The sequence below is a fragment of the Streptomyces cynarae genome, assembly GCF_025642135.1.
Lineage (GTDB): Bacteria > Actinomycetota > Actinomycetes > Streptomycetales > Streptomycetaceae > Streptomyces > Streptomyces cynarae.
Genome location: NZ_CP106793.1, coordinates 345,503 through 370,797, shown reverse-complemented (window position 1 = coordinate 370,797; position 25,295 = coordinate 345,503). Strand labels below are relative to the sequence as shown.

Annotated in this window: 22 protein-coding genes and 2 pseudogenes; 9 read left to right on the top strand and 15 right to left on the bottom strand. The window is 67.6% G+C overall.

The features are described 5' to 3' along the window. Window positions 1-11: 11 nt before the first annotated feature. A pseudogene (locus tag N8I84_RS01935) lies at window positions 12-340 on the top strand (3'-5' exonuclease); the annotation flags it as partial. Window positions 341-433: 93 nt separating this feature from the next. Here the strand turns inward: N8I84_RS01935 and N8I84_RS01930 are convergent. After that, complete coding sequence (locus tag N8I84_RS01930; RefSeq protein ID WP_263227658.1) at window positions 434-1,237, bottom strand: DUF427 domain-containing protein; 804 nt, start codon at window positions 1,235-1,237, stop codon at window positions 434-436. A 460-nt stretch (window positions 1,238-1,697) separates the two neighbouring features. On the opposite strand from N8I84_RS01930, the gene N8I84_RS01925 reads away from it, so the two are divergent. Then, window positions 1,698-2,615 (top strand): DMT family transporter, encoded by a 918-nt coding sequence (locus N8I84_RS01925; protein WP_263227656.1) that lies wholly within the window; start codon window positions 1,698-1,700, stop codon window positions 2,613-2,615. Between the two features lie 80 nt (window positions 2,616-2,695). Here the strand turns inward: N8I84_RS01925 and N8I84_RS01920 are convergent, their stop codons facing one another. Then, a complete protein-coding gene (locus N8I84_RS01920; protein WP_263227655.1) occupies window positions 2,696-3,385 on the bottom strand; it encodes an HPP family protein in 690 nt (229 codons plus the stop codon). Between the two features lie 139 nt (window positions 3,386-3,524). On the opposite strand from N8I84_RS01920, the gene N8I84_RS01915 reads away from it, so the two are divergent. The 3 genes from N8I84_RS01915 (at window position 3,525) to N8I84_RS01905 (ending at window position 7,530) form a co-directional block, all read left to right on the top strand. Further along, complete coding sequence (locus N8I84_RS01915) at window positions 3,525-4,265, top strand: HAD family hydrolase (protein WP_263227653.1); 741 nt, start codon at window positions 3,525-3,527, stop codon at window positions 4,263-4,265. Next, the gene (locus N8I84_RS01910) at window positions 4,262-6,607 is read left to right on the top strand and encodes a glycoside hydrolase family 65 protein (RefSeq protein WP_263227652.1); all 2,346 of its coding nucleotides are present in this window, start codon (window positions 4,262-4,264) and stop codon (window positions 6,605-6,607) included. Before N8I84_RS01915 ends, N8I84_RS01910 begins: the two co-directional genes overlap by 4 nt. 248 nt (window positions 6,608-6,855) lie before the next feature. Next, a complete protein-coding gene (locus tag N8I84_RS01905) occupies window positions 6,856-7,530 on the top strand; it encodes a haloacid dehalogenase type II (protein WP_263227650.1) in 675 nt (224 codons plus the stop codon). A gap of 279 nt (window positions 7,531-7,809) precedes the next feature. On the opposite strand, the pseudogene N8I84_RS01900 reads toward N8I84_RS01905, so the two are convergent. From N8I84_RS01900 to N8I84_RS01885, 4 genes and pseudogenes are all read right to left on the bottom strand, one after another. Then, a pseudogene (locus N8I84_RS01900) lies at window positions 7,810-8,209 on the bottom strand (glucose-6-phosphate dehydrogenase); the annotation flags it as partial. A 23-nt stretch (window positions 8,210-8,232) separates the two neighbouring features. After that, a complete protein-coding gene (gene gnd, locus N8I84_RS01895; protein ID WP_263227648.1) occupies window positions 8,233-9,267 on the bottom strand; it encodes a phosphogluconate dehydrogenase (NAD(+)-dependent, decarboxylating) in 1,035 nt (344 codons plus the stop codon). A 25-nt stretch (window positions 9,268-9,292) separates the two neighbouring features. Continuing rightward, window positions 9,293-9,418, bottom strand: a complete 126-nt coding sequence (locus N8I84_RS01890; RefSeq protein WP_390898830.1) for a hypothetical protein — start codon at window positions 9,416-9,418, stop codon at window positions 9,293-9,295. A 248-nt stretch (window positions 9,419-9,666) separates the two neighbouring features. Then, the gene (locus N8I84_RS01885) at window positions 9,667-11,409 is read right to left on the bottom strand and encodes an FAD-dependent oxidoreductase (protein WP_263227646.1); all 1,743 of its coding nucleotides are present in this window, start codon (window positions 11,407-11,409) and stop codon (window positions 9,667-9,669) included. Between N8I84_RS01885 and N8I84_RS01880 the strand changes: the two genes are divergently transcribed. Next, window positions 11,359-12,033: an HAD family hydrolase gene (locus N8I84_RS01880; RefSeq protein WP_263227645.1), complete on the top strand. Its 675-nt coding sequence runs from the start codon at window positions 11,359-11,361 to the stop codon at window positions 12,031-12,033. The two genes, N8I84_RS01885 and N8I84_RS01880, sit on opposite strands and share 51 nt — an antisense overlap. Window positions 12,034-12,080: 47 nt before the next feature. On the opposite strand, the gene N8I84_RS01875 is transcribed toward N8I84_RS01880, so the two are convergent. After that, window positions 12,081-12,293 (bottom strand): hypothetical protein, encoded by a 213-nt coding sequence (locus tag N8I84_RS01875; RefSeq protein ID WP_263227643.1) that lies wholly within the window; start codon window positions 12,291-12,293, stop codon window positions 12,081-12,083. Window positions 12,294-12,316: 23 nt separating this feature from the next. After that, window positions 12,317-12,535: a hypothetical protein gene (locus tag N8I84_RS01870; protein ID WP_263227642.1), complete on the bottom strand. Its 219-nt coding sequence runs from the start codon at window positions 12,533-12,535 to the stop codon at window positions 12,317-12,319. Between the two features lie 6 nt (window positions 12,536-12,541). Between N8I84_RS01870 and N8I84_RS01865 the strand changes: the two genes are divergently transcribed. Then, on the top strand, window positions 12,542-13,441 hold the full coding sequence (locus N8I84_RS01865) for a LysR family transcriptional regulator (RefSeq protein ID WP_263227640.1): 900 nt from the start codon (window positions 12,542-12,544) through the stop codon (window positions 13,439-13,441). Window positions 13,442-13,553: 112 nt separating this feature from the next. Here the strand turns inward: N8I84_RS01865 and N8I84_RS01860 are convergent, their stop codons facing one another. Further along, window positions 13,554-14,306, bottom strand: coding sequence for an SDR family NAD(P)-dependent oxidoreductase (locus N8I84_RS01860; RefSeq protein WP_263227639.1), 753 nt, complete (start codon window positions 14,304-14,306; stop codon window positions 13,554-13,556). A 768-nt stretch (window positions 14,307-15,074) separates the two neighbouring features. On the opposite strand from N8I84_RS01860, the gene N8I84_RS01855 reads away from it, so the two are divergent. Both N8I84_RS01855 and N8I84_RS01850 read left to right on the top strand, forming a co-directional pair. Then, window positions 15,075-15,281 (top strand): carboxymuconolactone decarboxylase family protein, encoded by a 207-nt coding sequence (locus tag N8I84_RS01855; protein ID WP_263227637.1) that lies wholly within the window; start codon window positions 15,075-15,077, stop codon window positions 15,279-15,281. A gap of 118 nt (window positions 15,282-15,399) precedes the next feature. Next, window positions 15,400-16,863 carry a dihydrolipoyl dehydrogenase family protein gene (locus N8I84_RS01850; protein ID WP_263227636.1) on the top strand — a complete coding sequence of 488 codons (1,464 nt, stop codon included), beginning with the start codon at window positions 15,400-15,402 and terminating at the stop codon, window positions 16,861-16,863. 619 nt (window positions 16,864-17,482) lie between these two features. Here N8I84_RS01850 and N8I84_RS01845 read toward each other — a convergent pair. Genes N8I84_RS01845 through N8I84_RS01820 form a run of 6 tightly spaced genes read right to left on the bottom strand, consistent with a single transcriptional unit; the run spans window position 17,483 to window position 24,846 of the window. Then, on the bottom strand, window positions 17,483-18,907 hold the full coding sequence (locus N8I84_RS01845; RefSeq protein WP_263227634.1) for an extracellular solute-binding protein: 1,425 nt from the start codon (window positions 18,905-18,907) through the stop codon (window positions 17,483-17,485). A 19-nt stretch (window positions 18,908-18,926) separates the two neighbouring features. Continuing rightward, window positions 18,927-20,816: a glycoside hydrolase family 125 protein gene (locus N8I84_RS01840; protein WP_263227633.1), complete on the bottom strand. Its 1,890-nt coding sequence runs from the start codon at window positions 20,814-20,816 to the stop codon at window positions 18,927-18,929. Continuing rightward, window positions 20,813-21,631: a carbon-nitrogen hydrolase family protein gene (locus N8I84_RS01835; protein ID WP_263227631.1), complete on the bottom strand. Its 819-nt coding sequence runs from the start codon at window positions 21,629-21,631 to the stop codon at window positions 20,813-20,815. The genes N8I84_RS01840 and N8I84_RS01835 overlap by 4 nt, the downstream gene beginning before the upstream one ends. Beyond that, on the bottom strand, window positions 21,628-22,458 hold the full coding sequence (locus tag N8I84_RS01830; RefSeq protein ID WP_263227629.1) for a carbohydrate ABC transporter permease: 831 nt from the start codon (window positions 22,456-22,458) through the stop codon (window positions 21,628-21,630). Before N8I84_RS01830 ends, N8I84_RS01835 begins: the two co-directional genes overlap by 4 nt. Further along, a complete protein-coding gene (locus N8I84_RS01825) occupies window positions 22,458-23,537 on the bottom strand; it encodes a carbohydrate ABC transporter permease (RefSeq protein WP_263227627.1) in 1,080 nt (359 codons plus the stop codon). The genes N8I84_RS01830 and N8I84_RS01825 overlap by 1 nt, the downstream gene beginning before the upstream one ends. Before the next feature lie 7 nt (window positions 23,538-23,544). Then, a complete protein-coding gene (locus N8I84_RS01820; protein ID WP_263227626.1) occupies window positions 23,545-24,846 on the bottom strand; it encodes an ABC transporter substrate-binding protein in 1,302 nt (433 codons plus the stop codon). Window positions 24,847-25,295 lie beyond the last annotated feature (449 nt).

Here is a 25,295-nt window from a genome sequence, read left to right as displayed (position 1 = left end):
CTCCTTCAGACGGACGCGGCCTGCAGCCCCTGGTCGACCTCGTCGACAAGCACGGCACGATGCCGTCCCTCGAAGCGGTTTCCGGACTTGCCCCCGAGTCGCGGGCCGAGGTGACCGTGTCCACCGCGCACAAGGCCAAGGGACGCGAATGGCCGTGCGTGACGATCGCGGATGACTTCACCCCGCCGAAGAGCAGCGATCAAGAAGAGAACAACGGATGCGCCATGCCCGGACTCATCGATGACAGTGAGGCCCGCCTCGCCTACGTAGCCGTCACGCGTACCCGCCGGCGTCTGGACATGGGGGCTTGTCGTGGATTGACCATCACCCGGATGGAAACGCTGTCAGATGGCCGCCAATCCAGGAGGCCATCGCCACGTCGGCGCCGGACGTGGGCGCGGCCACGATTGAGACGCGCAGTCGTGTGCGAAGGTCACGCGGGGTGCTCGTGCTCCCATATGGCTCTGGTGACGGCGGCGGGGCGTGGCTGCAGGTGTCCGTCGAGATAGAGGTCTACGCGCTCGTTGTAGAAGGCGACCAGGCCGGCGATGGGTGTTACCTGCCGGGTCGGGAAGTCATATGCCCAGGCGAGGTCGGGGTAGGTGTCCGTGTCGGTGGTGACAGACCAGTAACCGCTGGTTTTGCCTTTGTAGGGGCAGCTGGTGACGGTGTCGGTGGGCTGCATGCGTGTCCAGTCGATGTGCACGCGGTCGAGGTAATAGCGCGTCGGGAGGCCTGTCTCCAGCACCATCATCGAGGACGGTGCGTCTGCGAGCACGGCTCCGTCGAGCATGACGCGGACACTGCGGCTCGACCGCAGTGCGTCGACGCGGGTGTAGGGGCTGCGGGGGTGGACGAAGACCTGCTCGTCCTCCTCGAACCATGCGTCGATGGCCTCCCAGCGGAAGCTGACAGTACCGGAGATACCGGCCGGGGTGTCGTCAGCCCATTCCCAGGCCGCGCCGGAGCGGGTGAGGTCGCCCAGTCGGAGGGTGTGGCGGTGTGCTGTGCCGATCCGCAGGGCCATGGTCCGGCCCTCATCGAGGAGAACTCCGTCGCGGATGTCTTCCCGGGGGATGCAGTACTGCGGGTAGCCCGGCCACAGCCACACGTATCGAGCCCGGACGGTGTCGAGGACAGGGAGGTTGGCCGCATAGCCGCGGATGCGGCGCGGTACGGGCTCGACATGGCCGACCGGGACAATCATTTCCGGGTAGTCCGGTGTGTAGGGCGTCATGACTCCTGTCCTTGTAGTGCTGCATGTCGATCCTGCGGTCCAGAGGCTGTGCCCAGCCCACCAGCACCAGGCAATCACGGGGGTGGCTGTCCAGCATCTTCTGCCTTGAGGTGGGCCGGAGATGGCTTGGGCGGGCACCGCTGCCCGGGCCCGACCGGGTTGCTTACGGAGCCCCACGCCGCGCCGAATTCCGTGATCCGGAGGCATGCTCATGCCCTTGTGTGCGAGCTGCCCTGACTGTGCAGGGCGTTGGCGGCTCCTCGTCAGGCGGGCGCCGGCAGCGGGTGTCCGCGGCGCGCTCGGCCGGCCAGAAGCGCAGGTTATGACGGCCATCGCCGGGTGGCCCAGCTGACGGGCAGGGCATGCGCTGGCGGAAGGTTGAGCGGTTACAAGCAGGCGTAGCCTGGTCACGGGGGCCAGGACGTCGTGACGAACAGACACGGGCCCAGGAGTTGTGCTGATGGTGACGATCCTGTTCTCCACAGTGTTCGCTCTGCTCGCGGCCGGCAGTAATGCACTCGGAACGGTGTTGCAGCGGCGCGCGGTGCTCACTGTTCCTGCGTCGCGGTCATTGAGAATCGGATTGATCCGCGACCTATTGCATACGCCGGTCTGGTTCGCAGGGATTCTTGGTGTCATCTTCTCTGCTGTTTTCCAGGCTCTCGCCTTGGCTACCGGATCACTGGCCGTAGTGCAGCCCATCTTCATTCTCGAACTCCCGCTGGCTCTTGTGATCGGAGGGGCGGTCTTCCATGTCGACGTGACGCGGAAAGCCTGGATCAGTGTGGCCTGTATCGTCGGTGGGCTGGCTTTGGCCCTGTTCTCCCTGGCACCCGCCGGAGGACGCGCACAGGTGCCGGGGATCTGGTGGATTCCGGCACTCGCGATCACGGGCGGGATCGGTGCTGCACTTGTTTTCGCCGGTCTGCGGCGCCCTGTCGGTCTGATGCGGGCCGCTGCCCTTGCGGCAGCTGCAGCCATCGGAAATGCCCTCACTGCCGCGCTGGTCAAGTCGGCCGTGAACATTCTTTCCAGTCAAGGTGCCGTTGCTTTTTTCCTCGCGTGGCAGACTTACAGTTTCGCAGCTGTCGGCGCTTTTTCTCTGGTTTTGCTCGGAGTTGCGATGCAAGGGGGTCCTCTCATCGGATCTCAACCTGCTTTGACACTCGGCGACGCCACGGTGAGTTTCTCCCTCGGTGTGACCATATACGAAGAGCACCCGCGTTCCGGATTCTGGCTCTTGCCCGCACTGCTGGGGCTGGGTGTGCTCCTCTACGGAATTCTTGCGCTATCCCGCACTCGGTGCCTCGCTCAGTGTCTTGACCCGGGTAGCGATGAACTGGAGGCCACAGGGCAGCCCGCTGTGACATCCCGGTGAAAGATGGCGAGAGGGAAAAGGCGTGGTACAGAAGCAGGGAAGGGCTGTTCAACCGCGCGAAGCCCGGCGTGTGGCCTGTGTCAGCCACTGCGTCTGCCGGTGGCTTCCGGGCTCGGTTGGCCATCCGCACTGTCAGATGACGAGGTGGGGAGGCCGGGACGGATGTGGCGACGGTGCCATCGGGTCTTCGCCAGGAGCGCCGAGCCGCAGATCACGATGGCGAGCCCGGTGAGCATGCCGTACAGAAGAGGCCCTGGACGGGTGATCCCGGAGGTGATGAGCAGGCCGGTGGCAGCGGCCGGGGGGTGGTGGGCGCACAGCAGGGTGAGGATGAACAATGTCGTGGCGACCGCAAGCGCTTGTGCCCCGATCTGCGGCAGGGTGTCGTGGTGCTGTTCCAGCCCCGAGGGCTGGTTCCACAGTCCGAAGGCGGCGAGACAAGCAAGTCCGCAGGCGGTCGCCGACGCGTGTCCCAGCACCGCGTCCCTCACCCGGGGGCCTGCTCTCTCGGGGTGCGCCAGTAGGAGGTATGCGGTCGGCCCCAGGGTTGTCGTCAGCAGGATCCAGCCGATCCCGTGACCGATGAAGCCGGTGGCTGCGAGCAGTGCCGTGGAAAGAAACAGCAGCCGCCCGCCCGCGGACAGCCGTGCGTTGAACGGTGGTGGGCGTCGGGAGGGCGGCCTGTTGTGCCGGGCGTTCGCGTAGGAGGGTCCACTTGCTTCCGGGTGGCGTCGGGAAGCATCACCGTTTTTGTCAGCCGGTGTGGTCATTGGGAGTCCTGGAGCAGGTGGCAGTCGCGGGGACACCCGGCGTCGTCGTTCCGGGGTCCTTGCGGCGCTATGGAGCCCGATCGCCATTTCTCCCCGTCAGCGGGAGTCGGCGGAGACCGGCACGGGTAGAAAACCAACGATGACAAAGTTGGGCCTTCCGGACAATCTGGAAGCATGTCTGTTCGATCTGGACGGTGTGCTGACCAAGACTGCGGTCGTTCATGCCGCCGCGTGGAAGGAAGTCTTCGACGACTTCTTGCGGCGGCGAGAGGGGGCCGCCTTCCGTCCCTTCGACGCGGTGGCTGACTACGCGCAGTACGTCGACGGACGCCCCCGCATCGACGGGATACGGCTTTTCCTCGCTTCACGCGGACTTGAGCTGCCGGAAGGAAGAGACGATGACCCACCGGAGCTGGACACCGTGCACGGGCTCGGCAACCGCCAGAACGCTCTCCTCCTGGAGAAGATCCACACGCAGGGGGTCGAGCCATATGCGGGCTGCGCCCGTTACATCGATGCCGCACGGGCGGCGGGGCTTGGCACGGCGGTCGTCTCCAGCGCCAATTGCCGCGAGATCCTGATCTCCGCAGGCTTGGACGACCGCTTCGACGTGCGGATCGACGGGGTGCTCGCCCCCGAGCGCGGGCTTCCCGGCAAGCCGCACCCGGACATCTTCCTCGAAGCCACGCACGACTTCGGGGCCGAACCCCAGGAAGCGGCCGTGTTCAAGGATGCCCTGGCCGGTATGGACGCAGGACGGGCCGGCGGCTTCGGGGCCGTCGTGGGCGTCGACCGCATCGGCCGGGCGGACGCGCTGCGCCGACACAGCGCCGACATCGTGGTGTCGGATCTCTCCGAGCTGTTGGAGGGCCCTACGTGATCAGCCACCCTGCGTATGCCGTCGAACCATGGTGTCTGCGCGAGACCGAGCTCAACCTGGACGTGCTGGCCCAGAGCGAATCCGTCTTCTCCCTGTCCAACGGGCATGTCGGCTGGCGCGGCAACCTCGACGAGGGAGAGCCGCACGCCCATCCCGGCAGCTACCTCAACGGTGTGCACGAGCAGCATCCGCTGCCGTACGCGGAGGCAGGCTACGGATACCCGGAATCCGGCCAGACGGTGATCAACGTGACCAACGGCAAACTCATCCGGTTGCTCGTCGACGACGAACCGTTCGACCTGCGCTACGGATGGGTGCGTTCCCATGAGCGCGTTCTCGACCTACGTGCCGGCCTGCTGCACCGCGTCTGCGAGTGGACGTCGCCGACCGGCACTACGGTACGGGTGCGCTCCACCAGACTGGTCTCCTTCCCCCAGCGGGCCATCGCCGCCATCGCCTACGAAGTCGAGCCGCTGGACGCCCGGACGAACCTCGTCATCCAGTCGGAACTCGTCGCCAACGAGCAGCTACCCATGCGGACCGGTGATCCCCGGGCCGCCGCTGCTCTCGAGTCCTGCCTTCAGCCCGAGGAGCACACCGCGATCGACACGCGGTTGCGCCTGGTGCACCGCACAACACGCAGTCATCAGCGTGTCGCAGCTGCAGCCGACCACGTGGTGCGCGGCCCTGAATCCACCAGGACCTCCAGTGAGAGTACGGATGATGTGGCCCGCGTCACGGTTACCGCTCTCCTCGAACCCGGCGAGACCCTACGTCTCGAAAAGCTGGTCTCCTACGGCTGGTCCGGCATGCGCTCGCTGCCTGCCGTGCGGGACCAGGTGGAAGCCGCGCTGGCCGCTGCGCGCAGCACCGGCTGGCAGGGACTGGTGGACCAGCAGCGGGAGTCCCTCGACGACTTCTGGCGGCATGCCGACATCGAGGTCGACGGCGATGCGGAAATCCAGCTAGCGATACGCTTCGCTCTCTTCCATGTCCTGCAGGCCGGCCGCCGGGCCGAGCAACGGGCGATCCCGGCCAAGGGTCTTACCGGCTCCGGATACGACGGGCACTCCTTCTGGGACACCGAGACGTTCGTTCTGCCGTTGCTGACGTACACCTCGCCGAACTGCGTCGCCGAGGCCTTGCGCTGGCGTCAGGACACCCTGCCGACAGCGCGTGCCCGTGCCCGCCAGCTGGGACTGCGGGGCGCAGCCTTCCCCTGGCGGACGATCACCGGAGCGGAATGCTCGGGGTACTGGCCGGCAGGGACTGCGGCCTTCCACATCAACGCCGACATCGCCGCCGCCGTCGTGCGCTACATCTGGGCTACAGGTGACGCCGACTTCGAACGCCGGACCGGTGTGGAGCTCCTGGTGGAGACGGCCCGGCTATGGCATTCCCTCGGTCATCATGACTCCAGTGGCCGCTTCCACATCAATGGCGTCACCGGCCCCGACGAGTACAGCGCACTGTCGAACGACAACGCATACACCAACCTCATGGCGCGGGTGAATCTGCAGGCCGCAGCCGACGCCGCCGAGCGCCACGCGGCACAGGCCGCGGCACTCGGCGTCGACGCGGAAGAGATCGCCGCATGGCGCGATGCGGCCAGGGCGATGGTCGTGCCCTGCAACCGCGCCCTGGGCGTCCACGAGCAGGCGGCGGGCTACACCGGCCTCGACGTGTGGGACTTCGCGGGCACGGAGCCCGAGCAGTACCCCCTGTTGCTGCATTTCCCGTATTTCGACCTGTACCGGAAGCAGGTCGTTAAACAAGCGGACCTGGTGCTGGCGATGTTCCTGTGCGGTGATGCCTTCGAAGAAGACCACAAGGCGCGGAACTTCGCCTACTACGAACCGCTGACCGTCCGGGACTCCTCGTTGTCGGCGTGCATCCAGTGCGTGATGGCCGCCGAAGTGGGCCACTTGGGCCTGGCCTACGACTACCTGGGGGAGGCCGCGTTGCTGGACCTGGCGGACCTGGAGAGGAATACCCGCGATGGCCTGCACATCGCCTCTCTCGCAGGCGCATGGATAGGACTGGTTGCCGGGTTCGGCGGCATGCGCGACTACGGAGACACCCTTTCCTTCGCTCCCAGACTGCCCGAAAGGCTCGGCCGGCTTGCTTTCTCGCTCTTGTTCCGGCGACGCTGCCTGCGGATCGACATCACCAGCTCACACGTCACCTACAGGTTGATGGAAGGCGAACCCCTCCAGATCAGCCACGGCGGCGAGCTCATAGCCCTGTCCAAAGAAGCGCCGCAGACCCGTCCCGTCGAGCCGCCCACCGCCCTACCCGAGCCTCCCCAACCACCAGGTCGACGACCCCAGCCACGCCGCTGACCCGCTAGTCCCACGTCGGCTCCTGCCGAACTGAGCGACGCGGGACTGCTGGCCGAGCGGATCGGATGCGCGGATGGCGGACAACTCGACACCGTCATGTGCGCCTTCCACCCCATCGGCCTTGATGGTGCAGCACGGCTCATGCAGCGCGTCGGGCTCAGCGAACCAAAGCTCGGGCAGCGTGGCGGTCCCCGCCCTTCGCTGGCAGGGGGCACAGAGTGGAGCCACACGAGTGCGGGAGGGCCCCCATGACGCGAGTCGTTGCTTTCGACGTGAACGAGACGTTGCTGGATCTGAGTGTGCTGGACAAGCCGTTCGAGAGTCTGTTCGGAGAGAGCGCCCTGCGTACCCAGTGGTTCGTCCTGATGCTGCAATTGTCCTTCGTGGGTGGTCTGACCGGCTCGTACGTGGATTTCGGCACAGCACAGCGTGCTGCCTTGCACATGCTCGGGCGACGGGAAGGCGTGAGGCTAACCGAGGAGCAGGTGCAGCAGACAGTGGATCTGATGACGTCGCTTCCGCCGTACCCAGAGGTGCCGGGAGCGTTGCGTCGATTGACCGAGACGGATCTGAAAGTGGTGGCGCTGACGAACTCCACCGAGTCGGTGGCCGAGGCGCAGTTGAGCCACGCCGGGATTCGTGACGCGTTCGACCGGGTCTTCTCCGCTGACAACGTCCGGCGGCTGAAGCCCGCGCCGGAGCCTTACCTCAGCGTTGCCCGATCGTTCGACGTCAGTCCAGGAGAGGTGCGGTTGGTTGCTGCTCATGCCTGGGATGTCTCCGGCGCGCTGCTCGCGGGATGCGAAGCAGCGTTCGTCAGTCGGCCAGGGATGGTCCCCAGTCCGTTGGGCCCCCAGCCCGACATTGTCGAGCGCGACGTGGCAGCTGTCGTGGAACGCATCATCAGGGCCACCGCCTGCTGATAGGGCCTTGCCGGCGCCGCACAGGGATGCCGCCCATCGCTGGATTGGCCGCCACCCCCGGGACGCCCGCGTCCAAACGAACTCCAGCCCGGTGCCTCCCAGCACCGCACCATCGGGCCTCAGCTGCACCCACAATGGTGCTGCCCGCCCTGCACGCATTGAGAGTCGGCCTGGCCCAGGACCTCGGCGACGCTCGGCCTGTGGCGGCACGACAGGGTGTTCGGCGTTGAGTGCTCGTGCGGAAGTGAGATCGGTGTCGAAGGGCTTCTCCACGATCACTTTCGCGTTCTCCGCCAGGCCGGTGTCGCCGAGCATTCCGATGACGGATCCGAACGCGGAGGGCGGAACGGCAAGTTGGAACAGTCGGCGTGGGTACCCGCCGAGGGAGTCCTCGGCTGTCCGCACGGCAGCGATCAGCGGGGCGGGATCCCGCAGGTCGGCTCCGCCGAAAGACAGCGAGTCCTCGAAGGCCTGCCACTCCAGCCCGGACGGCTCGGACCGCCCGAAGGCGGTCACCGCGTCGTGTGCGTGTACGCGGAACGCGGCGTCGCGGAGCGCCGATCGTGCCGGAGTCGAGCCGATGATGCGGTAGCTGTCGGGGAGAGGCTGCACGGGCGAGGTGGAACAGCCCAGGCAGGAGCTTGCGCTTGGCGAGGTCGCCGGTGGCGCCGAAGAGCACGATCACGTGGCCGTCCGGGCGTATCACGGTCGGCTCCTCTTCTCGGAGTGTCCGCCGAACTCACTGCGCATGGCGGACAGGACCCTGTCAGCGAACTCGCCAAGGCCCCGGGACTGGAAGCGGTCGGTGAGCGCCGTGGTGATCACGGCGGCGGGCACACCTTCGTCGACCGCCGCCAGTACCGTCCATCGGCCTTCCCCGGAGTCCGAGACACGCCCGGTGAATTCCTCCAGTTTCGGTGACCGGGCCAGTGCGTCAGCGGTGAGGTCGACGAGCCAGGAACCGACGACCGAGCCGCGGCGCCATACTTCGGCGACCTCGCCGACGTCGATCTCGTACTGATAGGCCTCCGGTTCGCGCAGCGGAGCTGTCTCGGCGTCGACGGTGCGCTTGCGAAGCCCGGCATCCGCGTGCTCGATGATGCTGAGTCCCTCGGCGATCGCGGCCATCATGCCGTACTCGACTCCGTTGTGGACCATCTTCACGAAGTGCCCGGCTCCGCTCGGACCGCAATGCAGATAACCCTCCGGTGCGGTTCCGTCGGTTCGTCTGCTCGGCGTCGGCTCGGCGGAGCCGGTGCCGGGCGCGATGGTCCGGAAGACGGGGCCGAGCCGTGCGACTGGCTCCGGGTCGCCGCCGATCATGAGGCAGTAACCGCGTTCAAGTCCCCACACACCGCCCGAGGTTCCGCAGTCCAGGTAATGAATGCGGCGAGGAGCAAGCTGCGCTGAACGCGCGATGTCATCGCGGTAGTAAGAGTTGCCGCCATCGATGACCGCGTCGTCCACGTCGAGGAGCTCGGCCAGCTGGTCGAGTGTGGGTTGTACGACGGCGGCAGGCAGCATGAGCCAGACGGCCCGTGGCCGCTCCAGCTTCGCCACCACTTCACGCAGCGAGCCGGCGGCCACGGCACCCTCGCCCTCCAACTCCCTTACGGCACTTTCGTTGAGGTCATAGACCACACAGTGGTGGCCGTCGCGCATGAGCCGGCGCACGAGGTTCGCGCCCATCCGGCCGAGCCCGATCATGCCGAGCTGCATGGGGGTGTCGGTAGTCATGGCTGCTCTCCTGGGGGACAGGGCCCTAGCGTTTCAGGGCGCGGTAACGACGGATGAGGGCCTTGGCCGACGAGTCGTGGGCGAGCTCCGGTTCGGCGCCGGAGGTGAGTTCCGGGGTGATCTGGGCCGCGAGTACCTTGCCGAGCTCCACCCCCACTGGTCGAAGGAGTCGATGTTTCAGATCACCCCCTGAGCGAACACGCTGTGCTCGTAGCGGTCGGGGTTCGTAGCGGATCGAATGACCGAGATTCCACCGCTTCCGGAAGACCGGCCTCATCCTGCCTTGTGCCCTGCCGTCTCCGGCATCTGCCATCCCAGCGATTTCCCGGGATCTCGGCCGGGCTTCACTGCGGCGCCTCGGACGCCCGTCTGCGGACAGCCTGTACGTCGGCGGCTTCGTTACGTATCGGCTCGGACGATGGTGGCGAGGACGTCGTTGAAGGCTTCGGTGGAAGTGGGGTGGTTGTAGACGGCGTCGCGGAGCTCGGCCGCCTTGATGCCGTGCCGCATGGCGAGCGCGACGGTGTTGATCAGTTCCTGCGCGTCGACGCTGAGCAGAGCGGCGCCCAGGATCTCGTCGGTCTCGGCGTCGATCACGAACTTCATCACCCCGCGGGTGTCCTCAACGATGTACGCACGCGGCATCGCAGTGATCTCGGCGACCGGCTGACTGGCGATCTTCACCCGGTGCCCGGCGGCCCGCGCCTGGGCCTCGGTGAGCCCGATCGTCGCCAGAGGCGGGGTGATGAAGACGGCGTGGGGGATGGCGACCCGGTCGGCGGTGGAGCGCTTTCCCTCGCCGAGGAGCTGGTCGAGGACGATACGGCTGTCATCGAGGGAGATGTAGGTGAACTGCGGTCCACCGTTGACATCCCCGAGGGCGAAGATATGAGGCTGGCTGGTGCGCAGTTGCTCATCCACCTCGACTGCTCCGCGCTCGGTGGTGCGCACGCCGGCAGTGTCCAGCGCAAGGCCGCCGGTGGCCGGGGCGCGGCCGGTGGCCGCCAGGATCGCGTCGGCTTCCAGGGTGTGCTGCCGGCCGTCTTTTTCGTAGACGACGATCGCGGAGCTCTCGCCGTCACGGACTTCGGTGACCTTCGCACCGACGACGATCTCGATTCCTTCGTCAACCAGGATGCCCTCGGCGACAGCCGCGACATCGTCGTCCACGAGGCCGAAAACCTTCGGAGCCGCCTCGAGCACGGTGACTTGGGATCCGAACTGCCCGTAGATCGAGGCGAATTCCAAGCCGAGATACCCGCCTCCGATGATCGTCAGCTGTCCCGGCAGGATGGTCGTGTCGATCAGTTCGGTGCTGGTCACGGTGTACTGGCTGGACCGCAGGCCGGGGATGTCCAGGACGATCGGCTCGGACCCGGTGTTGATCAGGATCGTCCCTGCGGTGACCGTCAGGCGGCCGTCGCCGGAGTCGATGCTCACGGTGTGCGGGTCGGTGAACGCGGCCGTACCGGTGATCACCGTAACGGTGTCCATATCGTTCAGCCCGTCGTAGTTCCCACCGCGGAACAGCTTGGTCAGCGCCTGCACCTCGCCTACGGAGCGCTCGTACCACTCCTGCGGCACATCCTCCGCCCGACGCTTGCGGGAATGGTGGACGAGGGCCTTGGTCGGTACACAGCCGACGTTCGGGCAGGTGCCGCCGTACATCCGCTCCGAGCGCTCGACCAACACCACGCGCTTACCGAGCCGACCCATCGTCCCGGCCACCGTCTTTCCGCCCTTGCCGAACCCGATCACGAGTACATCGGCATGAAGGCTTCGGTCAGTGGTATCCATGTTCGCTCCCGCGAAACAAATGAGGGACGAAATAGATGAAGGACAACAGGTAAGGATTTGTATCGAACGGGTGTGCGTCGAATCCGGGCTTGCCGCCTCCCTCAACAGCACCACCAACACCGTGCCTACGCAACTGGCGACCTTGTATGGGACAGCGGACGCGCCGGGCCGGCGCGGCGCTTCATGGGGACGAGGGACAACCCGGCGCGCACTCTGGAAGTGAGCAGGCGCAATCGTACGCACCCCGTTCAACGGTGCCCGGGCGATCGGTGTCGAACAGGAGGAGAACGAATCATGGCCGGACCGATAGCGGTTCTGTTCGATATCGACGAAACCCTGGTCCACACCGGAGACTCCGGAAGACGTAGTTGGTCCTGGGCCTTTGACCGGTTGCACGGGGTCGCAGCCGATATCGGAAAGCACACCTCGGCTGGGGAGACGGATCCACAGGTCGGGAGGGAAACGTTTAACGCCGTGCTCGGTCGTGAACCCAATTGCGACGAGATGGTCCGCCTGTACGCCGCGTACCTGCGGCACCTGTCGGAGGACATCTGGACATCGGAGGGATACCGCGTCCTGGACGGCGTCGAAGAAACCTTGCAACGGATCGCGGATGCCGGGGTCATCCTCGGGTTGCTGTCCGGCGCGATGGAAGGCGCGGCCAGGATCAAGTTGGAACCGGGCAAGCTCGGCCACTACTTCGTTTTCGGTGCCTATGGCTCGGACTCTCCGGATAGGGCGGAGATCACCCGCCTGGCGATGGCCAAGGCCGCTCGGCTGCACGGGCGCGATTTGACCCGCGCCGACGTCTACGTGGTCGGCGACACCCCCCGGGACATCGAGGCCGCGCACGCGGCCCATGCGACTGCGGTAGGGGTTGCCAGCGGCCGCTACACCGCCGAGGAGCTTCGCGCCGCCGAGGCGGACCATGTGCTCACGGCCCTGACCGAAGCCTTCCCGAACCTCTGACAACAAGCCGTGGCCGACGGACTTCGAGGTTCTGCGCCCGGGGCTCATCACGTCTCGCTTCGGCTGGTGTCCCGTCGGGTCTGTGACCAGGCGCGTGTCTGCTCAGGTGTACCGGGGCTGGTAGGGCATTGCCCGATGGTGACCACGTAGTGCTCCGCACGGTGCGGCCGGGCCTGGGCGGGGTCCAGGGTGGTGAACAGTTCGGTGGGGCGCAGGCTCTTGGCCATCGGGGCGACGAACAACATCCCGGCGGCTGTCATCGCGGCGACGTTGCCGTGAAAGATCAGATCAGTTTGCACTCGCCGACCAGCAGGAAGTGCCGCTCGGCGGCGATCTGCTTGCCTTTGTGCCGGCTGGTGCACGCGTGAGCACCGCTGGCGGGTGGCACCCTTTCAAGGGTGACGGCGGTCGTCACCGCGGGCGCGGGGAGATGCGGGACTGCATGGCCGGGATACGGCGTCCTCGGCTCGAGCGTGACGCCGGCGGTTGGGTGTGATGGCATGGGATCATGGAATTGCGGGAGCTGCGGGCGTTCGTCGCGGTGATGCAGGAAGGCGGGCTGTCCGCGGCGGCACGTCGGCTGCAGATCAGCCAGTCGGCGCTCTCCCAGACAGTCAGCGGACTCGAGCGGCAGCTCGGCGTGAAGCTGCTGGTGCGCAGCAGTACGGGCGTGCGCGCCACGGAAGCCGGTACGGCCCTGCTCGGCGAGGCCCGTGCCGTCCTGGCCCGGCATGACCAGGCGCTGCGGGCGATGGCCCCGTACACCGGTCCAGGAGGAGGGGCTCTGCGGATCGGGATCCCGCTGGAACTGCCCTCAGGGCTGCTCGATGCACCACTGGCGGAGCTGGCCGAGGCCCATCCGGACACCCGGGTGCAGGCCCGGCACCTTTCCACGGCCGAACAGCTGGCCGCCCTGCAGGCCGGTGAGCTCGACGTCGGCTTTCTGAGGGAGCGGCCGATGGGACCAGAGTTCGACGCACTGCTGGTCGTACGGGAACGGCTGGGCGTGCTGCTGGCCGCGGGCCTGGCCGCCGAACTCGTCGGACCGGAAGGCATCGCGCTCGACGCACTGGTCGGCCTGCAGTGGGTCGGGTTTCCCCGCTCCGGCAGCCCCGCCTGGTACGACGAACTGACCGCCATCCTGCGCGGCCACGGCCTCGATCTCGGCCCCGAGGCTCCGGAGGGACAGGCCTTGATCGCCGATGTGAAGCTGGCTGCCGTGGGTGCCGGACGCGCTTTCACCCTGGCCCCGCCCAACTGGCAGCAGCCGCTGCCAGGCCATGTGACGTGGTCGCCGTTGGTCGGGCATCCGCTCGTGCGGCGCACCTGGGCCGTGTGGCCGGCCGATTCGAGACGGCGCGACCTGGGTCGGTTCATCGCCGCACTCGACCGGTCGGTGGGCAGCTAGAGAGCCGGCCCGCCCCGCCTCACCGGCGGCGAGTGAGTGTTTGGCCGCCCTCGTCCCTGGTGGGTGGGTTCGAGGGCGGCTGACGGGACGACCGCCCGGCTGTTTCCGGATATCAGACGGCCGTACGGCCGCCGTCCACGGGCAGGACCGCTCCGTGGACGAAACTTGCCGTGTCACCGGCCAGGTAGGCGATCGCCTCGGCGATCTCCTTCGGTGCGGCCGGCCTGCCGGCGGGCGCCTGGGCGGCGAGGGCGTCGAGGCCGTCACCCATGCCGGCGGCGCCCTCCGTGCGGGTCGGACCGGGCTCGACGGCGTTGACCCGTACCCCGCGCGGGCCGAACTCGGCGGCCCAAGCCTTGGTCAGCAGGTTCAGCGCGGCCTTGCTCGACCCGTACAGGGCCATACCAGAGACGCCGTACTCGGCAACCATGGTGGTGACGTTGACGATCGCGCCGTGCCCGCGTTCGGCCATGGCCGGCGCGAGTTCCGCGACGAGGCGGAACGGGGCCTTAACGTTCAGGGCGTAGACGGCGTCCACGTCGCTGTCCCGAATCTGGTCCGTCGGGCCGAACGGGAAGATGCCCGCGTTGTTGACCAGGATGTCCACTCGGCCGCCTCCCAGGTCGGCGGCTTCCCGCGCCAGCTTCCGCACCGACTCCGCCTCGCCCAGATCGGCTGCGAGGAAGTCGGCCTTGCCGCCCCGGTCACGGATTGAGGCGACCACGGCCTCGCCGCGGGACCTGTCACGCCCGGCGACCAGCACGTGCGCGCCCCGCTCGGCGAGCAGCGCTGCAGTTGCGGCGCCGATACCGCTGGTCGCTCCGGTCACCAGGGCCACACGTCCAGCCAGATCAACAGAACTCATGAGGACGTCCTTCGTATGTATCGGATGAGAGGGCACCGGGTGCGGCCGTGCCGCTTCCGTTGTCCCGTCACCTCGTTCGTGAGGTGACGTGGGTCGAAATCGCATGTCCTTGCCGATGATTCCGTCCTGGTCATCGGCGATTTCGATAGCCGCCATAAGCGTGAGGGCGTCGTGCGAGTCTTGGCGGGGTGCGCCGCTCTACCAGAGCGCGGTTATGGTCTGCTGCGGCCCAATGCGGCACTTATGACGGCTCTTCGTGAGGCCTATGGGCCACGTGCGACGGCCGACGGGCACCGGACCGTTACATGATCCAGGCAGCGCACCGAGGCGCTCCCGGCTCCTGCGAGCGGCGGTAAATTCCGCCCGTCTCCCAGCGAGCTCTTGACACCGGAAATCCGCATCCGCGACCACAGCCACTGAAATCCGTCATGTCACAGTGTGCTCTGATCCGGCCTACCGAGGCGACCGGCGCCGCCGCCGAGGCGCTCAGCGAGGGTGCGCCGGGCACTGGGGTCCGTGCCCAACGTGGCCAAGGCCACGACCAACAGTCCGACCCTGGTAAAGGGCTGGCTTGCCCTGCCGGCGCTCTGAGCGGGGGCGTGATCCCGGTCCCGGTCCGGGAGCGGCTGGCGAGCGCCAACGCGGAGTACAACAATTGCACCTACTGCCCGTCCGCCACACTTACATAGGGGCGCGCGTCGCCAAGGTCGGCGCCGGGGACTGGAACGTGCCCGCCACGCGGAGTCCGCCGTCCCGCACGCCACCGCAGTGCTGGCCCTGTCCGAGACCATTGCCCGCGGCCGCGGGCACATCGGTGAGACGCAGCTCAGGGCTGCCGGGGCCGTGGGCGTCACCGACGCCGAGATCGCCGTGGTCGTGGGCAATCTGGCGTTGAACATCCTCACGTACTACTTCAACGTCCTCGCCGATACCGACATCGAATGGCCGGTCGTCACCCCGCACACCGACGCCTGACCGACGCGCTCCGGTTTGGTCGGGGAGCCCCCGCCCAGGCCTGACCGACCAGGTCCGACGGGCAGCATCACCACCGCCTCGACCGTCGTCAGGCACTCCCAGGAATGCGAGGAAGAACATGAGCGAATCGCACGAAACCCAGGAAGGAGTGCCTTACGACGTGGTCGTGCTGGGCGCAGGCCCGGCTGGTGCGAACGTCGCCGACCGCGCCCGTGTCGCTGGCCTCTCCGTAGCGGTCGTGGAACAGGAACTGGTCGGCGGTGACTGCGCGTACTGGGCCTGCGTGCCCAGTAAGGCGCTGCTGCGGCCGGTCATCGCGCTCGCCGACGCGCGGCGCGTGGACGGTGCCAGGCAGGCTGTAACCGGTCGGGTAGACGCCGATGGCGTCTTCACCCGTCGCAACCGCTCTGTCTCCGACTGGGACGACACCAGACAGGCTCTGTTCCTCAAGTCCATCGGAGCCGACCTCTTCCGTGGCCACGGCCGTCTCGACGGGCCCCGACGGGTCACCGTCACCCGTGACGACGGCGCCCGGCAGATCCTCACGGCCCGGCACGCAGTGGCCATCGCCACCGGCAGCCGACCGGCGTTGCCCGACATCCCGGGCATCGACGAGGCCCGTCCCTGGACGAGCCGGCAGGGCACCGAATCCAGCACCGTGCCCACTCGCCTCGCCATCATCGGCGGCGGCGGAGTCGGCATCGAGATGGCCACTCTCTGGCAGGGCCTCGGCTCCCAGGTCACGCTGCTCGCCCGGCGCCGTCTGATCCCCCGCATGGAACCCTTCGCCGGCGAACTGGTCGCTCAGGGATTGAGCGAGGCGGGCGTGGATGTGCGGATCGGCGTGCAGGTGACCGCCCTGCGCCGCCCGGACCCGGAGGGGCCGGTCACCCTCACCCTCGACGACGGCGGCGAGCTGGAGGCCGACGAGGTCTTGTGCGCCACCGGCCGCATCCCCGCCACCGACGACATCGGCCTGGACACGGTCGGCCTCGCCCCCGGCTCCTGGCTCGATGTGGACACCACCTGCCTGGTAAAGGGGGTCGACGGCGACTGGCTGTACGCCCTCGGCGACGTCAACCATCGAGCCTTGCTCACCCATCAGGGCAAATACCAAGCCCGGACCGCAGGCGACGCCATCGGCGCCCGTGCCGCCGGCCGCCCGCTGGACGACACGCCCTGGGGCGACCACGCCACCACCGCCGACCAGCATGCCGTACCCCAGGTCTTCTTCAGTGACCCCGAGGCGGCGGCGGTGGGCCTGAGCGCCGAGCAGGCGGAGCACGCCGGGTACCGCATCAAGACCGTCGACCTCGACTTCAATGCCGCCCAGGGCGCCAACCTCTACGCCGACGGCTACCAGGGCCACGCCCGGCTGGTCGTCGACCTCGACCGGGAAGTCCTCCTCGGAGTGACCTTCGTCGGCCCCGGCGTCAGCGAACTGCTGCACTCGGCAACCATCGCGGTCGCCGGCGAGATCCCGCTCAAACGGCTCAGGCACGCGATCGCCCCCTTCCCCACCGTCAGCGAGATCTGGCTCTTCCTCCTCGCTGCCTACCAGCACGATCAGGAGACGCCGTAGACCACCGCCATGTGACACCATTGCCTCCCCTGACCGGGCCATCGACGCGACCGCACACGCAGCACTGGCAGCCACCTGGACTGCAGAGATCCTGGCTCGCCGTCGGCGACGAACCGCGTCAGGGATTGCTCCAGCAGTTGTAGAAACTGCCGCAGGTCATCGGCTACGGCGTTGGCGGCGAGCTCCGCGATGACGTTTCGGCACGCTCCGTGACGTCCAGCGGAACGCCCCAGGGCCGCAGCTCTGCACGGTGCGAGACGTGTTGCGTCACGCTGAGCGGTTTCCGCGAGGGCCGTGAGGTGCGGTCGCGGCACGATATGGAGAGAGGGGGCGGATGGACATCGTCGAGGGGAGCGTGGCCGGTGCCGAGCACCGAGCCGGAAGCGTCGACGTGCGGTCGGCTCCGGCGGGGGACTGCTGCGGCTCTGTCCATGGCGTTCAGTGACTCGTCCAAGTCCGTGTGGCAAGATTCCCAGCCGCTCAACAGGCCAGCGCTCAGCTGGGCGTCGCAGATGTTGTAGCCGTCGGCCGCGTGGGCCCTGCTTGGCCTTGTCGTGGACGGTGACCGAGCAGCGGTTGTCGCCGACGTCAAGGTCGCGTCAGGTCTGCGGTTTCTGCCTCAGGCCACGGGCAGTCCCGTGATGGCGCTGATCATGTCTGCGGTGCGGGCGGCGGCGGCCCGGGGATCGCGGCGTCCAAGAAGGACCGATTCCAGCAAGGCATACAGTTGCGCGGAGACTCGCGCGTACGGTGGCGTGGAGGGGCGTACGACGGCCTGCTGCAGCATGGTGGCTGTGGTTCGCAGAAACGATGACTGCTGGGCGGCGCGTTGGAGTGCGGTGCGGCGTGGCGCCAACTGCCAGGTGTCCTTGGACATGCGTGTCAGTGCCTCGATGGAGGTGACGGCGCGCAATAGGCGCATGCTCAGCTTGGGGGAGGCCGCCTGCCGGAAGATGCCGTAAACCATGCCGCCGGCGAGCGTGGCGGAATGGCCGCGAGGGCCGGCAGGCATCGCGATGAACCCGAACTGGTCGAGCAGACTCTCGGTGGTGAGTGATGCCGCGGCTGCCAGGGCAGGGGCGTCGTAGCTGCCTCCTATGGCCATGCTGGCCTGGCCATGGGCGAGTTGGTGTATGGGCACATGGCGCTCGTAGCTCACCGACTCGGCAGAGATGACGCCTGCGTGGAGGAGTTCGCGAAGGAACGTCAGGGATTCCGTGACCGCGGCTGTGTCGAGGGTGACGGCGTCGTGGCCGAGGACTCCTGCGCCGTTGGAGGCGAGCAGCGAGAGCAGGCAGTAGGTGGCGGTTTCGCCAGCGAGGGAGCCGCCGGGCAGCGTCAGCGGTATGGCCGTGCCGCGCTGGGCCAGGGCGCGGCCGAGTGTGGCCAGTTCGGCCCAGGTTCTCGGTGGCTGGTGCCCGACGGCGGCGAGGTCGGAGCGCCGGTACCAGATGCCGGCGACGTCCGCCTCCGCCTGGACTGCGACCGGGTGGCCGTCGAATTTGTTCGCGGAGCGGAACGGCTCGACGAAGTCGCCCTCGTATTCATCGTGGACCCAGTCGGGGTCGAGTTCCTCCAGCGAGGCGAGGAAGCCGGAAGCCGCGAACTCGTGCACCCATACGGAGTCCATGATCGCCAGGTCGGGAGCCCGACCCTCCGCGACGGCGCGTACCAGCACCTGGCGCAGGTCGGACAACCCCACCTGAACAATGTCCAGGGACAACTCCGGCGGCGCTGCAGCGAGCACCGTGGCTTCCCAGGAGCCCTCGGGGACGACGACCTTCAAGGTGCTGGCGGCGGTGTTCGGGGGTATCCACCCAGGGTTGACGAAGGAACCGTGGCGGCGCTGGCGCACCACGATCCCTTCCTCGGCCATCTCCGTCAGGGCACGGTTCACCGGCGTCCGGCTGATCTGGTAGATGGTGCAGAGTTCCTGCTCCGTGGGCAGCCGGTCACCGGGGCCGTACCGGCCGTCCACGATCTCCTGGATCAGCAGATTCTTCAGCTGAACGTAGACCGGCAGCGGCTCTTTGGGGTCGATCACGGTCACCCGTTCCTCATTTTCATACACGCCACCCGTTGTGCCAGCCACCGGTTATACCAAAGTGGAGGATTCCGAACACAGCAGCGGGCCAGGCGAACCAATGGCGGGCCAACCACCGTCCGCTGTCGGCGTGGTAGGTCTCAGGAAGCAGCCCGTCGGCGCCCGCGACCAGGCCGATGCGTTCGAGCACCAGTCTGGCGCGGGTGGCGTCTGCCGTGGTCAGCGCGACGGCGAGTTCTTGTGCGTCGCCCAGTGTCCATGTCCCCGGCGTGTGCACCGATCCCAGCCCCCCGTACGGTCCGGCGACGTGTCCGGCGTTGTGCGGGGAGAACGCGAACCGCATGGTGGTGGCCCACTCTTTGTCATCGGACGAGCAGAAGCCCCAGGCGGGGGCGAAAGCCGTGGGGAGGTCGTTGGCGTCGTGGTAGAGCCGGTAGTGGCCGTTGCCGTCGGTCTCGTAAACCCACTGTGGGCCCAACGGTCCCTCGCAGGTGAAGGCCCGGACGATGGCGCCTGGCAGGTCCTGTGCGGTCCGTTCCAGTCGTAGCGCGTCGAGGTTCAACTCGGCGGAGAACGGGGCAAGTTGCGAGGCGGTGTGCCAGTACAGGATCTGCGTGGACAGGGTGAAGGGCAGTTCGCTGGGGTCGTCGGCGGGGTTCTCCGCACCGGCCAGCAGACCGTCGTGGCCCTCTCGGGGCAGGCCCTGCCAGACTTCGGTGATCAAGGCGCCCCACTGTTTCGACGCATCGGCGCCGCCGTCGCCGGGCGGGGCGGGCCACCGGCCCGTGACACGCCGGTAGTCGGCGAGCTCCAGGAGGGGGTAGAGCTGTTGATCGGCCTGGACTGCCAGGTCCTTGGGCCGGCCGTCGGACAAGTGGCTCCGCATCCAGGGTGCGCCGGGTGTGCGTCCCTTACCCCACAGCCACCGCAGATGGGCGGCCACCACATCAGTGATGCCCTGGTCGTCGGGCGCCGCGCACAGCAGGAGCAGCGCCTGGTAGTAGGCGTCGCGGGTCCAGCTCAGGGGGAGCAGTCGGTGGTCGGTGAGGATGGTGCGCTCTCCCTCACCGACGTCGAATGCGGTGCAGCCCAGTACGTAGCGCACGGCTCCGGCCGCGATGTGCTCCAGAGTCCCGGGCGGATCGGCCTGCGTGATGCGAGGTGCGGTGGCGGCGGCGCGGCGGCCGTCGCCCGGCCACGGGGGCGGTGCCAACGACACCGTGACGGTGATCTCGACAGGTTGGCCGTCGCCCGCGCTCATTGTCCACTGTATGGCGCCGCCGACCTCGGACGTCCAGCGACCGGCCGTTGCGTGCACCGTCACGCGCGCCGAGGTGGCCAGTACCGGTGCACTGACGGTGAGTTCGCTGGGCGACATCTCCACGTGGCTGTCCACCGAGAGAGCCGCAGGCGGGTTGACCTCGGTGATCTCTGCGAGCGCGCTGCGGTCCAGTCGGCCGCCGAACCGCAGCACCGCACGCAAACCGGGTATGGCCTCGATCACGTACCGCTGGACGAGCGCCGCTCGGTCCGGCAGGGCCCAAGCCGTCACCGAGCAGGTCCATCCACGTCCGGTGCGCCGCCAGACGGGCCGGCCTTCGCTGTCCACACCGGCCCGGCGCTCAGGCACCTGCTCGTCAGGCAGGTCGAGGCGCAGGAACGCGAACCGCTCCTGCGTCAGCTGCTCCCGATAGCGGCGCACGGCCGCCGGGTCGCCGCGCCGTTCCTCGTCGAAGGGCGGTGCGGCCAACAGCTCGACGAAGCCGTGAACCGGGTGCGGGGCGCCGAGGGACAGCCATGATCCGTCGCCGCCGAAGGATCCGGCGACAAGCCCGTTGCCGAGGTCGAGCGGCTTGGGCAGGCCGGCGCTCAACGCGCCCGCCGCCGCGGCCTGGATCTGCCCGCTCACCTCTCACCCGCCGTCATGACACCGAGCCGGTCCACGGCCTCCGGACGGTACAGATCGGCCTGCCGCATGCTCAGTGCCGGCTCCTGGTCGCGTTCCCGGGTAATCAGGTCGAGGTCGAGTCGGGCACGCAGAGCGGTCTCCTCCGCGCCCGCCGAGGCCAGCACCTTCCCCGCGGGGTCGACGATCAGGGAGTGGCCGGTGAAGCCGCTGCCGGTGAGGTTGCAGGCGACGGCGAACATCTGGTTGTCCTGGGCGCGCGCCCTGGTCCGCAGGGTCAGCAGGTATTCGTAGCCGATGGGCACGGCTGAGGGGATGACGAGCGTGTGCGTGCCGGCCAGCGCCAGGGTGGTGGCCAGTTCGGGGAAGGCGTGCTCGAAGCAGATGAGCGGTCCGATCCGGGCGGCCGGTGTGTCCACGGTGAGCAGGCCCTGCCCGGCGCTGAACCGGGTGAGCTCAGCGGGGTAGAGGTGGGTCTTGCGAAACGGGTACACCGACCCATCGGGCAGGATGATGGCAGCGGTGTCGTAGACAGCCTCGCCGTCGCGTTCCAGGATGCCCAGGACGATGGTTGTGCCGAGCTCTGCGGCCGCCTTCGCGACGGCGGACACGGTGGGACCGTCGAGGGGCTCGGCCAGTTCGGCGCCGCGCTCGTCGAACATGTCCAGGTCGTAACCGGTGGTGATCAGTTCGGGTGTCACCACCAGGTCGCTGCCTCGGCCGTGTGTGCGCACGGCGTCCAGGACGCGCTCCACGTTGCCCGCCACATTGCCTGGCTCGGCCGCCAGCTGCAGGGCGACGACATTCAGCACACTCATCCTTTGACTCCTCCGGCGAACAGCCCGCGTACGTAGAACCTGTTGAGGGCGATGAACAGCAGCAGCGGCGGCAGGACGACCATGATCGAACCGGCCGACACCAGGTTCTCCTGCGCCAGATGCGGCGACTGCAGATTGGCCAGGCCGACCGTGAGGGGCTGATGATCACGGTCGAGCAGTGTGAGGCCGAGCAGGAGGTCGTTCCACACGAAGACGAAATCGATGATCGCGAACGACACCAGTCCCGGCAGGGCCAACGGCAGTACCACATACCTGAGTTGGCCCAGGTGGGAGGCACCGTCGAGCCGGGCCGCCTCGAGCAGTTCCTCTGGCACGTCGGCGAAGAACGCGGACATCATGAAGACGGCCCAGCCTGCTCCGAAGGCGGTGTGGACCAGGATGATGCCGAGGTACTGCAGGTCGCCCTGCGCCAGTCCCAGCAGGCGCAGCCACGGAAGCAGCGGGATGAGGATTATCTGGACCGGCACGATCATGGTTGTCAGCAGCAGGAAGTACGCCAGTCGCTTGAAGCGGAACTCCAGGCGGGCGAAGGCATACGAGGCGAGCGCGCCGAGCAGGAGCGAGACCAGCACCGATCCGAGCGTGATGACGAAGCTCGGCGCGACGTACAGCGACAGCCCCTGACTCCACGCATCCCGGTAGTTGGCGAGCGTCAGTTGCGACAGACCGCCGTGCCACCAGCCGCTGCGGGTCTGGCCGATCGGTAGCACCGAGATCGCGAGCGCGGTGACCACTGGCACCATCCACACCAGGCTGGCGGCCGTCAGAGAGCCGTAGAGCGCGGTGACGGTGAGCCGTTTCCTCATCACCGTGACTCCTTCCTGGGGAGCATCGACTTCAGGTAGGGGAAGCCGAGCGCTATCAGCACGGCCGACATCAGCACCGCGACGGCGGCGCCCTGTCCCGCCTGCGGCGAGGTGAGGAAGGCGAACGCCTCTTGCCAGGGCAACAGCCCGAGAACCGTGGAGTCCGTGCCGGGTCCGCCCGAGGTCATCACGTAGACGATGTCGAACGTCCGCAGCGCGAAGATCACGCTGACCACGAAGACGATGCGCATGGGCTGCCGCAGGTGCGGCACGATGACATGGCGCACCACCTGCAGCGGCCTGCAGCCGTCGACCCGCGCGGAGTCGACGAGTTCCTGCGGCAGCGATGCCAGCCCCGCGCTGAAGGTGATGACGCCGTAACCGGCGAATGCCCAGGCTGCCGCGATGATCACGAAGACGTTGACCAGGCGGATGTCGTAGAAGCCCAGATTCAGTGTGCCGGGGTCGGCGAGCCATTGGCCCGTCGTCTTGAGGTGCAGCGGACCGACGTCGAGCGTCCCCTGGAGGTGCAGCGCCTTGAGGACCGCGTTGAGCACGCCGATGTGCGCGTCCGGGTTGTAGACGAAGGACCAGATGACGCCCGCCGCCGCCAGGGAGATCGTCATGGGCAGGACGAACACCGTGCGGAACACCACCGACCAGCGGCGGGCGTGCCAGATGGCCACCGCCACCACGAGGGAGATGCCCACCACCAGCAGCGGGAAGAGGACGAGCCAGAGCAGCGAGTTGGCGCCGGCGTGCCAGAAGTCCGGATCGCTCAGCGTGTGGCGGTAGTTGGCCAGGCCCGCGAACTGCCAGGTGGAGCGGTCGAACAGGTTCCACGGCCGCAGCAGGCCCCAGGTGAAGAAGCTGCTCATGACGCTCTGCAGAACAGGCCAGAGATAGAACAGGGCGAAGACCGCCATCAGCGGGGTCACAAACGCGTAGCCCGTGCGGCCGCCCGTCTTTCCTGCCGTACGCGTGCCGCCCGAGACAGTCCGTGCGCGGCCGCCGCCGCGGCGGTCACCGAAGGATCCGGGACCGCTCGCGCGCGGTGGCTTCTTGAGGGAAGTGGTCATCGCCGTCTCACTGGTGGGAGCGGGTGTCGATCTGCTTCATCTTCGAGATGAAGGCGTTGACGTCGGTGTCGCGGACGAACTGCGCGAGCGCCTGCTGGTACTTGACCTGGGTCTCCCCGCCGATCCAGTCGTCGAGGTCGTACCCTGCCTGCTGGGACGGGTTCTTGGGCCACAGAGCGGCCGCGTTGCGGTCGTTGACGTTCGGGTATGCCTTGGCGGGGACCTTGGCGTTCGGCGCGACGTACCCGCCGATCTTCGCCCAGATCTCCTGGGCCTGAGGCGAACCGAGGTAGTCCAGCAGTGCACGCGTGGCCGCCGGGTTCTTGGAAGCCTTCGCGCCCATGAACAGGTCACCGCTCACGAACTGCGGCGCGGGGGCGCTGCCGTAGGCGGGCATCTGGAAGAAGGACAGATCCTTGCCCGGCACCAGGTTCGTGCCGCACTCCTGGCGGTCGACCAAGTTGATGAAGGCGCCCTGGTTCTCGAAGAGGTACTTGCCCGCGACCCGCCCGCAGGTGGCGTCCGTGAAACTGCTCGACAACGATGTCGCCGGGAAATACGAGCGGATCATGCCCGCGAAGACCTGGAAGGACTTGACGATCCGCGGATCGTCCCAGCCGATCTTGCCGCGGGCCAGGTCATTGAACGTGCTCGCGCCCGCAACCCGCAGCAGGATCGAGTCCGTCCACTGTGTGAGCGGCCACTGATCCTTGCCACCCACCGCGAACGGCGTGACACCCTTGGCCTTGGCCGCATTCAGCACCGAGGTGAACTGCGCCCACGTGTGCGGCACCGACAGACCGAGCTTGGCCATCTGCTGGGGGTTGTACCAGATCAGAGCGTTGACGTTGCCCTTGAACAGGACGGCGTCGGTGTGCCCGTCGGAACCCTGGGCCATGTCCCGCACCGACGGGGTGTACTCGCCGGCGGCGACCCACTTGTCCCAGGACGAGTCGAGATTCACCAGCAACCCCTGCTGGGAGAATGCCCTGACCAGTCCGGGCAGGGCCACCGACACGTCCGGCGGCGATCCCTGGGCGAACTGCTGGGTCAGCAGGGCCTGGCCCTGCTCGAACGGAACCGTCTCGATCTGCACCTTGACCGACGGGTACTTGGCCTCGAATCCCTTGATGACCTGCTTGAAGGCATCACCTTCACTACCGGTCCAGTTGCTCAGGACCCGCAGATCGCCCCCGACCTGGCCGCCGCTGCTCGGCGCACTGCCACCCGATCCGGCGCATGCCGCGACCATGCTCAGGAGCAGCGCCGTCGCCGCCCCCGTCGCGACTCGTACTTGCCTGCGGGTCATGAGTCTCACGATCTTGCCTCCGAGTCCTGGTGATCAGCGGGTGCCACCGTGCAGTCATTTGTCATTGCGCAATGACTAATGTGCGCGGAGAGTCTGAGGTGGCGCCTTGACGCATGTCAAGGCCTGGATCCGGCCGATGGAATTGCGAAATGCGAGAATTAGTGCGATTTGACTGTTGTGCGGGGTCCCGTAGCGCGAGGGTCTGAGTCGGCAGGACGGTGGTCGGCATCACGATGGACCGAGCGATGCGGACCGCCAGGGCTCGCCGCAGGACGGCCCCGGCTCGAGGTCGAGGGGGACTGTCTTCGCCGCCTTATGTCCAGGCCACGGGCATGGTCGCCGCCACGCCGTCCGCATCACCCGACCACCTCGGAGAGATCACTCGTATCGACTCGGCAGCCGAAGCCAAGCTGCGCGGCCGCGCGGATGGCGTCTCGCCACTCCGGGAA

Coding starts and splice junctions, on each gene's coding strand:
- N8I84_RS01925 (WP_263227656.1), top strand. CDS start 1,698: ATGGTGACGATCCTGTTCTCCACAGTGTTCGCTCTGCTCGCGGCCGGC.
- N8I84_RS01875 (WP_263227643.1), bottom strand. CDS start 12,293: ATGACAGCCGCCGGGATGTTGTTCGTCGCCCCGATGGCCAAGAGCCTG.
- N8I84_RS01865 (WP_263227640.1), top strand. CDS start 12,542: ATGGAATTGCGGGAGCTGCGGGCGTTCGTCGCGGTGATGCAGGAAGGC.
- N8I84_RS01820 (WP_263227626.1), bottom strand. CDS start 24,846: ATGACCCGCAGGCAAGTACGAGTCGCGACGGGGGCGGCGACGGCGCTG.
- N8I84_RS01835 (WP_263227631.1), bottom strand. CDS start 21,631: ATGAGTGTGCTGAATGTCGTCGCCCTGCAGCTGGCGGCCGAGCCAGGC.
- N8I84_RS01830 (WP_263227629.1), bottom strand. CDS start 22,458: ATGAGGAAACGGCTCACCGTCACCGCGCTCTACGGCTCTCTGACGGCC.
- N8I84_RS01930 (WP_263227658.1), bottom strand. CDS start 1,237: ATGACGCCCTACACACCGGACTACCCGGAAATGATTGTCCCGGTCGGC.
- N8I84_RS01850 (WP_263227636.1), top strand. CDS start 15,400: ATGAGCGAATCGCACGAAACCCAGGAAGGAGTGCCTTACGACGTGGTC.
- N8I84_RS01870 (WP_263227642.1), bottom strand. CDS start 12,535: ATGCCATCACACCCAACCGCCGGCGTCACGCTCGAGCCGAGGACGCCG.
- N8I84_RS01905 (WP_263227650.1), top strand. CDS start 6,856: ATGACGCGAGTCGTTGCTTTCGACGTGAACGAGACGTTGCTGGATCTG.
- N8I84_RS01880 (WP_263227645.1), top strand. CDS start 11,359: ATGGCCGGACCGATAGCGGTTCTGTTCGATATCGACGAAACCCTGGTC.
- N8I84_RS01915 (WP_263227653.1), top strand. CDS start 3,525: ATGACAAAGTTGGGCCTTCCGGACAATCTGGAAGCATGTCTGTTCGAT.
- N8I84_RS01825 (WP_263227627.1), bottom strand. CDS start 23,537: ATGACCACTTCCCTCAAGAAGCCACCGCGCGCGAGCGGTCCCGGATCC.
- N8I84_RS01860 (WP_263227639.1), bottom strand. CDS start 14,306: ATGAGTTCTGTTGATCTGGCTGGACGTGTGGCCCTGGTGACCGGAGCG.
- N8I84_RS01920 (WP_263227655.1), bottom strand. CDS start 3,385: ATGACCACACCGGCTGACAAAAACGGTGATGCTTCCCGACGCCACCCG.
- gnd (WP_263227648.1), bottom strand. CDS start 9,267: ATGACTACCGACACCCCCATGCAGCTCGGCATGATCGGGCTCGGCCGG.